The sequence below is a fragment of the Bacillus sp. JJ1474 genome, from assembly GCF_036965225.1.
In the GTDB taxonomy this organism is placed as follows: Bacteria; Bacillota; Bacilli; order Bacillales; family Cytobacillaceae; genus Cytobacillus.
In genome coordinates, this window is the sequence record NZ_JBALPC010000007.1 from 33,212 (window position 1) to 41,896 (window position 8,685).

Annotated in this window: 6 protein-coding genes; 4 read left to right on the top strand and 2 right to left on the bottom strand. The window is 38.8% G+C overall.

Annotated features, from left to right (window positions below; all coding sequences use genetic code 11):
• The first annotated feature begins 262 nt into the window (after nucleotides 1–262).
• Both V7164_RS01005 and V7164_RS01010 read left to right on the top strand, forming a co-directional pair.
• Nucleotides 263–601, top strand: a complete 339-nt coding sequence (locus V7164_RS01005) for a zinc ribbon domain-containing protein YjdM (RefSeq protein WP_066296368.1) — start codon at nucleotides 263–265, stop codon at nucleotides 599–601.
• A gap of 183 nt (nucleotides 602–784) precedes the next feature.
• Nucleotides 785–1,384, top strand: coding sequence for an SET domain-containing protein (locus V7164_RS01010; protein WP_335344820.1), 600 nt, complete (start codon nucleotides 785–787; stop codon nucleotides 1,382–1,384).
• Between the two features lie 88 nt (nucleotides 1,385–1,472).
• Here V7164_RS01010 and V7164_RS01015 read toward each other — a convergent pair whose 3' ends face one another.
• Both V7164_RS01015 and V7164_RS01020 read right to left on the bottom strand, forming a co-directional pair.
• Nucleotides 1,473–2,543 carry a sulfite oxidase gene (locus V7164_RS01015; RefSeq protein ID WP_335344819.1) on the bottom strand — a complete coding sequence of 357 codons (1,071 nt, stop codon included), beginning with the start codon at nucleotides 2,541–2,543 and terminating at the stop codon, nucleotides 1,473–1,475.
• A 231-nt stretch (nucleotides 2,544–2,774) separates the two neighbouring features.
• Nucleotides 2,775–5,663, bottom strand: coding sequence for a transporter substrate-binding protein (locus V7164_RS01020; protein WP_335344818.1), 2,889 nt, complete (start codon nucleotides 5,661–5,663; stop codon nucleotides 2,775–2,777).
• A 431-nt stretch (nucleotides 5,664–6,094) separates the two neighbouring features.
• Between V7164_RS01020 and V7164_RS01025 the strand changes: the two genes are divergently transcribed.
• Both V7164_RS01025 and V7164_RS01030 read left to right on the top strand, forming a co-directional pair.
• Nucleotides 6,095–6,448, top strand: a complete 354-nt coding sequence (locus tag V7164_RS01025; RefSeq protein WP_315666659.1) for a hypothetical protein — start codon at nucleotides 6,095–6,097, stop codon at nucleotides 6,446–6,448.
• Nucleotides 6,449–6,475: 27 nt separating this feature from the next.
• On the top strand, nucleotides 6,476–8,685 hold a 2,210-nt coding region (locus V7164_RS01030; RefSeq protein ID WP_335353216.1), incomplete at its 3' end, for a N,N-dimethylformamidase beta subunit family domain-containing protein.

An 8,685-nucleotide genomic window follows, 5' to 3' on the forward strand; every position in this document is an offset into this window, starting at 1 on the left:
GGAAGCCATGAAGGGTTCATGAGACTTGTTTTAGTAGTTTAAGATGGAAAACGGAAGTCATGAAGGGTTCATGAATCTCGTTTATGCAGGTTAAGTTGGAAAACAATAGCCATGAAAGTTCATGGTATTTAAGGCCGGTGATAATAACATACTAAGACAAGCATTTATGAAGTTTAGTGGAAACTTTATTGATTATCCAATATACTTGTAGGCGATGAAACCAAGAGAGTATTTAGACTAATAATGAAGGGGGAAATTGCCAGTGTCGAAATTGCCTAATTGTCCAAAATGTAATTCAGAATATACATATGAAGATGGAAATCTGTTTATTTGTCCGGAATGTGCCCATGAATGGAATCTGGAATCGGAGGCACAAAATGATGACGTAAAGGTTTATAAAGATGCAAATGGAAATATCCTAAACGATGGGGATACGGTTACGGTCATTAAAGACCTTAAGGTGAAAGGGAGTTCATCTGTTATCAAGGTTGGAACGAAGGTTAAAGGAATCCGTCTTGTGGATGGCGACCATGATATTGATTGCAAAATTGAAGGCTTTGGAGCCATGAAATTAAAATCTGAATTTGTTAAAAAGGTATAAGAAAGACAAGATATTAACATGCTTGTATGTAAGATGTCCTTACCTAAGGGCTCTGAATCGTTGAAGAAAGATAAAAGCTGTTCTGCCTAAAATGAGGCAGAAACAGCTTTTTCTTTTGCAACAAGCTGGATTTATGTGCATAGATTATGGATAAAACCAACTATGCAAAGGGGAATACTCGACATGATTCACCCACATACGGAATTACGCTTTATTAATGATCAGATAGGTTTTGGGGTATTTGCAACTGAATTCATTCCAAAGGGTACAATTACGTGGGCTTTGGATGAGCTGGATCAAATACTGGAGCCAAACGATGTTGAAAATCTAGATCAATACAGAAGGGAGCTCCTAAAGAAATACTCCTATCGTAATCAAGAAGGAAAATATATTCTTTGTTGGGATTTAGGCAGATATGTGAACCATAGTTTTCATGCTAATTGTTTAGGAACAGCTTATGAATTTGAAGTGGCAGTCCGGGACATTCATCCTGGGGAGCAATTAACGGATGATTATGGAACTTTAAATATAGATGAACCCTTTGAGTGTATACCAGAGGATGGAACAGAAAGAAAGGAAGTTTACCCTGATGATCTTCTTTATTTCTCAGAGGAATGGGATCAAAAAGTAATTGAAGCTTTACGAAACCTGCATGAGGTTAATCAGCCACTCATTCATCTCATTCAACCACAATTTATGGAAAAAGTAAAAATTGCATCGTCAGAGCAAATTCTATTGGATTCAATCCAATGCATCTATTATGACCGAAATAAACATAGGTAATGGATTATTAATGATGAAAGCTAAAAAGAGCAGGAGGTAAATTCCTTGCTCTTTCAGCATGTATATTTTTAATAGCAAAAAAAAGCTGTTATTCTACCTTAACCTTAACTTTATCAACCGCATTGTACCCATAGCCTTTTCTATTCCAGAAAGGTATCGATGGCTGAACTCGGTGGTAAGAATCGGTTGCTTTTGAAATAATCACGTATTCACCTTTCTCAGCTGCCTTCCACTGGTATGACCACGCCACCCAGCCATAACCAACAGGATCCCGATTTTCCATTTTCACATTTGTCCACGTTTGCCCATCATCCAAACTAATCTCAACTTTTGAAACAGTGCCTTCACCCGTCCAAGCTATTCCTTTTATTAAATGCTTACCTGTATTTAAAATTTTCATATCCAAAGGCTGCTGAATCGTTGAATTGACATGAAGCGTTGTGACCGGAAAAGCATCCTTGTCATTTTCCTTATGAGGATAATACACATAGTCTATCGATTGGAAAGGACCGGAAAAATGAGAATCAATAATCGATATTTGCTTTATCCATTTGACAGAAGCCATGCCGTACCATTGAGGCACAATTAATCGCAATGGGTAACCATGCTTAAACGGAATGGGCTGATGATTATATTCATAGGCAATTAAAGTATCAGGGTGCAGTGCTTTTTCGAGAGGCAGGCTTCGTGTATACGTATGAATCTGATCGGAATCGGTTCTTTTTCCATAATCGTAGCCTTCTATGACTACTTCCTTAGCCCCTTCTCTAATGCCAGTCTGTTTAAGCAAGACACGCAAAGGAACCCCCTTCCAATAACCTTGGCTTATTCCTCCCTTTTCCCATTGTTCCCCAAATACTTTAGGTTCGAAAAGGCTTCGCTTGTCTCCTGCACATTCGAGTGCAATCTTTACTGTTTTTGCTGGAAGCTGCAGAATGTTTTGCATAGAAAGCAGTGAGGGAGTTGATACGAGTCCATTAATAGGGAGCCAATAGCTTGAATAAGATAATGTCGGATAAGAAAAGTGGTTCCGTCTATAAAAAAATTTGGCTGGCACGATGTCATTTTTAATGAAATGAATCGGTGATTCCTGATTTTCAGGAACTAAGCTATGTGTTTTTAAAAAGGGCTTTACAACAGGATATGGCTGATTTTGCATAATTCCCTCCTGGTAAGAATGGTGATTAATAATGATTATGTTGAATTCATCCTAAGTAGGCATAGTTAACGTGAATAGAAAACTCAATTTATGCTTATTTTTCAAACAGGCTGTAATGGATATAACATCTATCTTTGAAATAAACTTTGATTTATTAGAAGGATCCGCGGGTTTATAAAAAATATGAAGCATACACCCTCCAACATCAGGGATGTATGCTTCTCTATACATCTATTTAACTTTTCTAATTTCAATTTGGAATTCTTTAAGTCTCTGGTACAGGGTTGTACGGGAGATGCTAAGGTGTTTGGCTGTTCTTGTGATATTTCCCTTGTGTTTCATTAATGTTTGAATGTAAAATTGGCGTTCGTGTTCATAGTTTTTTTCCTTTATATCCGTAATGCTCTTTATATTATGGAGGGTATAAGTGTCTTCCTGCTTAAATGCTTGGACATTTTCAGCTATTTCTTGAGGAAGATGCTCTTGTTCAATAATGGATGAGTTCCCTGCTAAGTAATAGGCCCTTTCAATAACGTTGCAAAGCTCTCGTACATTTCCGGGCCAATTGTATTTTTTCATTAGCATCATGGCTTCATTTGAAAATTCCTTCTTATTACCAGTTAGGGCATTGAAATCTTCTAAATAATGATAACTGAAATGGGCGATATCTTCAGGCCTTTTGCGAAGAGGTATTAATTCGATAGTAAAAACATTTAGCCGGTAATACAGGTCACTACGAAATGAGCCATTGAAGGCAATTTCCTGAAAAAGATCCTTATTCGTTGCGGCAATTATTCGAACGTCTAATGGAATAGGCTTGTGACCGCCAACGCGAACGACTTCTTTTTCTTGCAAAACCCTTAATAAGGCTGTTTGCAGCTCAAGAGGCATTTCACCAATTTCATCAAGAAAAAGAGTCCCGCCATTAGCAACCTCAAATTTGCCTGGGCTGCCGCCCTTTTTGGCACCTGTAAAAGCCCCTTCTACATACCCAAACAGTTCAGAATTAATCAGTTCTTTTGAAATTGCACCGCAATTTATCGCTACAAATGGCTTATTCCTCCGTGCACTTTCATTATGGATAGCACGGGCAAACATCTCTTTGCCAGTCCCGCTTTCCCCTAGTAAAAGAGTATTAGCTTGTATTTTCGAAGCAGAGCGTGCCAATTCAATTGTTTTTAAAAATAAATCACTAGAGCCGACTAGATCATAGGTGGTTAAGTTCTTTCTTTCATTAAAGGAAAACCGATACGGATGGCGAGGAAGGGATTTAAAATGAATAAAAATCAACGAATTTTTCTTTTGTACTTTAATCTCGTAGCTTTCTTCGCTATCCTTACGCCTTAAAATACTCTCCTCGCCCTTTTCTCTATCCGCCCTATTCAAAGAAATCTCCTGTAAAACAGTTTGTACTAGGCTTTGTTTATTTCTCCATAGTTCTGCTGCCTTATTGTTTTGAAAATGAATTTGCCCTTCCTTTATGATAAACAAGCCTCCCGGCTGCTGGTCTGTAATTTCACCAAGGGCGTTATTTAGAATATACTGTTTCTCTTGACTTTCAACTAGCTTAGAACTTAGATGGATGATACACCTAATGCTTTCCAGCAGCTGTTCAGTTGATTCAGATGAAGTCTTTGGCATATAAACGCCCAATACACCTTTAAGTTCATCAAATGATCCAATAATAGTGAACCCTGCAACAACATATGTATTGTTTGATTTCATATCCCTTTCATTTGTAACTTCATATGCGGAAGTTTTCACTCTGAAAGCAGCAGCAATTCCACTGTTTTTCAATAGAGTGCTATTTACCGTATCTCCCGGTCGCAAATTTAATAGTGGGGAGGTTGCTGCGGGAAAGCCACCATTAATGATTTCTATCAGCACACCTTCCTCATTAAAATAGGCAAACGGGAAGGGCAGCTTTGAAAGATTCTTTTTGAGTTCAGAAAGAAGGGGCTCGCATTGATTATTTTTAGTCTGGAATTGTTCATTCTTTTTGACAGGGATAATGTCCTTACGGTGTGATGGCAGGGCATCTTCCATTAAGGGAATCGGTTTAATTGGATTATCTGACTCCCATAAAATATGAAATTGACCGGATTCAGTAACCTTTCCAATCCGAGAATTTAGCCATACATGCTGATTGATCGGATCAACCATAATTTTCCCTTGTGGGGCTTCAATGGATAGACCAGACAAGGCACGTCGAATGGCATCAGCTGAGAAGGTATCTACTCTTTTGAGTGCTTCTGAAAGCAGGATCATGCTATTATAGGCACTTTCCATAACAGAACTAATAATATCAGTCCCATAAATTCGCTGGAATTCCATTATGAATTTTCTATTTTCGGCACGATCAATAGTGCTGAAATATGAAAAACTGGAATAAAGTTCAGTTTTTCCTTTAGGATCAATCGCTTTAATTTCGGTTTCTGCTGTCACATTACTAGCAATGGCCTGCTGAAACCCGAGTTTTTCATGCTGCTGGTAATAGCTAATAGTACTGTCGCCAACCAAGGTCGAAAAGATAATATCTGGATTCATCTGTCGGATTTCACTGAAATGCTTATCAAAAACTTGGTTTCCTAGTGCAACGTATTGTTCTCCAAACACAGATCCTCCGTGATATTCAACTAGCTGGCGTACGAATCGGTTTATCTCCCTAGGATAAATATAGTCTGAGCCTAGAAGGTAAAAGGTCTTTCCGACATGGCGGATGAGCCAAGGGATGAATTCCAGCAGCTGTTGATTAGGAGTTGAATTGGAATAAAAGATGTTGGGATGCATTTCTCCGCCTTCATTTATGGTCGGATAGAATAATAAATTATTATGCATTTCCAAAACGGGAATAACACTTTTCCTGCATGCAGCGGTGTAGCAGCCAACAATGGCCGTTACTTGATCGGTAACGATAAGCTTTTCAGCCTTCTGGCGAGTTATATCAGGATCGGAAGCTGCATCCTCAACGATCGGGATAAGTGTTTTTCCATTAATACCGCCGCTTTCATTAATATGTTTAATCGCTAATAAGCATGCTTGATACTGTCCCCGTTCGGTAATACTGGTTGTCCCTGTTAATGAAAAGAGAATTCCCACTTTCAACTCCTGTTTTTCCATTGATATTGGCTCCTTTCTTTTATAAAATTGTTCATTTTTTGTTCAGTACACTAATTTGACAGTTGAACATCCTCTTTACAGATTTGAGTGTACAAATGCTTAACATTTTGTTTGTGAGAAAATTTTTTAAATGAAAAATGTAATTTTTATAAAAGGAAGAAAAGTTGACTATCAAAAGGTTAACAACATCAATGTATTATATTCTTCATTTCATTAAAAAAACCTTTAAGTCTTTTATCTATGAAACTTGGTATGGATTTTGCATTACAAATAGTGAAGGGTGCAAAACAAAGAAAGGAAGTGACTGATTGTTTGGGTTTATTACAAATGTCACCCAAAATTCAAAGTTAATTGACTGACTATTCTAAAATTTATTCAGCTACTTTGGTAGGTCAGAAACATTACATGTTGAAAATTAAGGAGGGTTTATTTTGAATGCACAAGCAAAGAAAGCTTATTTAAGTACAGATAAATACATCCTTGAGAATAACATTAAGCCCCTTATTACAGAGGAGTTAATTGAAGAGCATAGAAAGCAGCCTGTTGGCAGACATAGCTATAATCTGAGCATGGTTCTCAATTTCCTAAGAAGAAATCACGAAATTATCGAAGGAAAAGATCTTATTGTTTGTACAAAGCCACATCAAGAATGGTGTTTAGGGGAGCATCCAGGGAAGCGCGGAGTTCCTTATAAAGTTTTTGAAGATCAATGCTTTGACACACGTGAGAAGGCGGAGCATGCATTATTCCTTAAAAGACTCAAAAAACATGGATTAGTAGATTAATAACTACCAAAAAGGGAGAGGATTCTATTGGCAATTAACGGTTATACAGATCGATTAAGTGTTCAGCCTGGTCAAAATATTAAATTTATGGTAAACAGTGACCAAAAAAAATATAAAACAGAAATTGTCCATCTTGTCCATGGAGATTCCAACCCTGAAGGGCCAGGACTAAAGATTTATAGTGTAGATGCAGATGTGAATAAGGAGTATGATGGCAGAAAGCAGGCCATACATATGGGGTCCTATATCAAATTCGATTCTCAGTCTCATTTTGAAAGCGTTAGCAGTTTTTCGTTGCAAGCAATGATTTTTCCAACAACACCTGATTTAGGCGTGCAAGGAATTCTAACAAAATGGTCCCCTGATCAAAATTCAGGCTATGGCCTTTTTATTGACGAAAAAGGCTGTCTGGCTTTATGGATTGGCGATCAAAACGGGAAAGTTGAGAAGGTTAGCACAAACAAGCCACTTATACAAGGCACATGGTTTTTTGTTGGGGGATCCTTTGATGCAGAAACGGGAAAAATAACTGTTTTCCAAGAAGCTGTTATTACGAAAACAAATGGGAGATTTTCACTTCCATTCGGCATTGATGATATGAATGCTAGTAATGAAGTAGAGACTGTAGTGAAGCCCCATACTTCCAATGATGCTGAATTCATTATCGCTAGTATTTTCCAAAAGGCAGACGGTAAACAAAAGGTTATTTGGCGATTCAATGGAAAAATTGACCGTCCGCGTATAGCGAATGCAGCTTTAACGAAAGAAGAAATGTCTGCATGGATTGAAAATCCTTCTGGAAATCGCGTTGTAGCTGCATGGGACTTTGCAGAGGGGATTACGAAGAAGGGCATCAAGGAGCTTGAAAAGATATATGATAAGGGGCCAAATCAAATCCATGGTGAAGCAGTTAATCACCCTACTCGCGCGATGACTGGATATAACTGGACATCTGAGGAGCAAAACTTTACCCATGCTCCAGAACAATATGGAGCTATTCAATTCCATGATGATGATATGACTGATGCGAAATGGGATGTTGACTTTGAATGGACAGTACCTGACTCGTTAAAAAGCGGTGTATATGCTGCCCATGTGTATGCAGGAGATGATGAGGATTACATTGTATTCTTTGTTAGACCGAAGAAGGGAAAGCCTACTGCGAAAGCAGCTCTAATTATTCCTACTGCCAGCTATTTAGCATACGCCAACAACCGCTTCCAGGATATCCCGCTTGCCCAGCTTATGTTTGGAAGGGCTCCAGTCGTACAGCAGGAGGATATGTATTTAGGGGAGCATGCGGAATTTGGTCTATCCACATATGATCATCATAATGATGGCTCTGGGGTTTGCTTCTCATCAAGCTTGCGGCCAATTTTGAATATGAGACCAAAATACCGTCATAATCTATCTCCTTCCCTATGGCAATTTAATGCGGATTTACACTTAATCGACTGGCTGACTGAAAAAGGCTTTGACTTTGATGTCATTACGGATCAAGACTTGCATTTTGAAGGATATGAGCTGTTAAGCCATTATCAAGTGGCCATTACAGGCTCTCACCCAGAGTACTACTCGGGCCAAATGCTGGATGCTGTAGAGGATTACCAAGCTAATGGGGGCCGCTTCATGTATATGGGCTCAAATGGATTCTATTGGGTTGTTACCTTTGATCCGAAAAATCCAAACCTCATGGAAGTTCGAAAGAATTATGGAAACCAAGGCTGGAAATCTAAACCGGGCGAAATTCATTTAAGTATTACAGGCGAACAGGGCAGTATTTGGAAGCACCGCGGCAGGGCGCCTCAAAAGGTTTGCGGCGTAGGATATATGGCGGAGGGCTTTGAAGTATCCTCTTATTATCTCAGATCAGAAGATAGCTTTGAACCAGGAGTAGAATGGATTTTTGAGGGAATTGGAAAAGACGAAAAAATCGGTGACTTTGGTCTAGTAGGTGGAGGAGCAGCTGGATTAGAATTAGATATTTATGATGAGGAGCTTGGAACTCCTTCACATGCCGTCATTGTGGCTTCATCTGTAGGCCACACAAATGTCTATGTGCCGGTAGCAGAAGAATTGTACTTTAATATTCCAGGCCTAGGCGGGGAAGAGAATCCAAGAGTTAGGGCTGATATGGTTTACTACCCGACCCCAAATGGTGGTGCGGTATTCTCAACAAGCTCTATTGCTTATTGCGGAAGCCTATCACACAATAATTACGATAATAATATTTCTCG

Coding starts and splice junctions, on each gene's coding strand:
- V7164_RS01010 (WP_335344820.1), top strand. CDS start 785: ATGATTCACCCACATACGGAATTACGCTTTATTAATGATCAGATAGGT.
- V7164_RS01015 (WP_335344819.1), bottom strand. CDS start 2,543: ATGCAAAATCAGCCATATCCTGTTGTAAAGCCCTTTTTAAAAACACAT.
- V7164_RS01020 (WP_335344818.1), bottom strand. CDS start 5,663: ATGGAAAAACAGGAGTTGAAAGTGGGAATTCTCTTTTCATTAACAGGG.